Here is a 1,567-nt window from a genome sequence, read left to right as displayed (position 1 = left end):
GGAAGTCGGCCACCCCGACTTCCCGCGCCCACCACCCGTACAGCACGGAGCCGTCGGCCCTCCGCCCGGGTCACGAGCGCCGGGTCGGGCCGTTCCTCTACAGCTTCGTTACAGGAGCGTCCGTACCCCTCCCCCGCCGGCCCCCGCCCTGACAGCATCCTGCTGGGCATCGGGAGGTGCCCCGCCGACAGCGATCTATGGGGTCTGCCATGAACGCTCGGACCACGAAACTGCCTCCACCGCCACGGCGCGGGAGCTGGATGAAGCTCGTCCACCTCTTGATCCAGGCCGTCCTCCTCCTGGCAGGACTGACCGTCACCGCACTCGGGTTCCGCCTGTACAACCACATGCACGAGACCATGACCGGCCACCTCACCGCCCCGGTCTGCGGCACGGCGGCCGCCACCCCCGGCACCGAGTGCACGGAGCACAAGCCCCTCCGCGTGAAGTCCAAGGAGCACTCCACCACGCCCGGCGGCGACAGCGGGCTGGTCGACGTCTACGAGCTGAAGGTGGTGCCCGAAGGCTCGTCGCACACGAAGACGTACTTCGCGGACGAGGACATCTTCGACCGGGTGAGCCCTGGTTCGGAGATCACCGTGGCGGTCTACCGCGGCCGGGAGTTCGAGATCTCCTACCAGGGGTTCCGCACCGACGTCAGGTACTGGGCCTGGCGCGAGCCCTTCCTCCTGGCCCTCATCATCGGCCCCGGATCCGTGCTCACCACCATGGGCCTGGCCTGGGCGCGGCGGGAGATGCCGGACGTCCCGTCCGCCGTCGTCCTCGCCGTCTCCGTCGCCTTCACCTTGATCTACGTCTTCGCCTACTCACCGGCCGTCGTGGAGTCACCGGTCTGGTACCGGGAGGTCCCCGCCACCATGTGGCTGATCATGATCGCCACCGCCGGAATCGCAAGCCACACCACCGGCACGCCACGCGACTGACCGTCGCCCGCCCCCAGGGAGTTCAGCAGTGAACGCTCCGACCACCGCAACGCCGTCACCCCGCCCGCCCCGGGCCTTCCTCACCCAGGCAGGGCTCCTGCTCGCGGGGCTGGCCACCACCGGACTCGGGTTCCTCTCCCTCTCCGACGCGCACGAGAACGCACTGCACGAGGGCGCACTGCGCCACGGCTCCGCCGTGGTGGCCGCCGCGCACCGGGGGGCCGCCGGGGCCGCCGCGGCGGTGCCGGCGGTCCACCGGGAGCCGCAGGCGGCCCGGCTCGCCCGGCGGGACTCCGACGAGGGGACGCTGTCCAGGCACTGGCGCGAGGCCCTCAAGACCGCCCTGCTCGTCGCCTCGGGATCGGCCCTCGCCGTCCGGGGCCTGCTCTGGCCGTGGTACCGCCCCCGACCCGGGGCGCTCACCGCCGCCGTCGCCGCCTTCGGCGTGTCCGCGTTCGGCGCCGGCCTGCTCCTCATCCCGAGCAGGCTGTCCACCGGTGCCGCCCTGGGCGTCCTGCTCCTCGGCTGGACGGGCCTGCTCGCCCTCACGACCGCCGTGACACGCGCCTACGCCGAACCGCACGCCTGACACGCCGCGGCCCCTCCCCGGCCGGATGCCGGGG

The 1,567-nt window shown here is 72.7% G+C and carries 2 protein-coding genes; both read left to right on the top strand.

All coding sequences use genetic code 11. The features are described 5' to 3' along the window. Positions 1 to 260: 260 nt before the first annotated feature. Positions 261 to 944, top strand: a complete 684-nt coding sequence (locus ACFCX4_RS36205; RefSeq protein WP_376151723.1) for a hypothetical protein — start codon at positions 261 to 263, stop codon at positions 942 to 944. Positions 945 to 972: 28 nt separating this feature from the next. After that, entirely contained in the window at positions 973 to 1,533 is a 561-nt protein-coding gene (locus ACFCX4_RS36200; RefSeq protein WP_376151721.1) for a hypothetical protein, read from the top strand. Positions 1,534 to 1,567 lie beyond the last annotated feature (34 nt).

Source organism: Kitasatospora sp. NPDC056327 (genome assembly GCF_042261735.1).
Taxonomy (GTDB): domain Bacteria; phylum Actinomycetota; class Actinomycetes; order Streptomycetales; family Streptomycetaceae; genus Kitasatospora.
The sequence above is the reverse complement of the archived record's forward strand: the minus strand, read 5'-3'. Positions and strand labels throughout refer to the sequence as shown.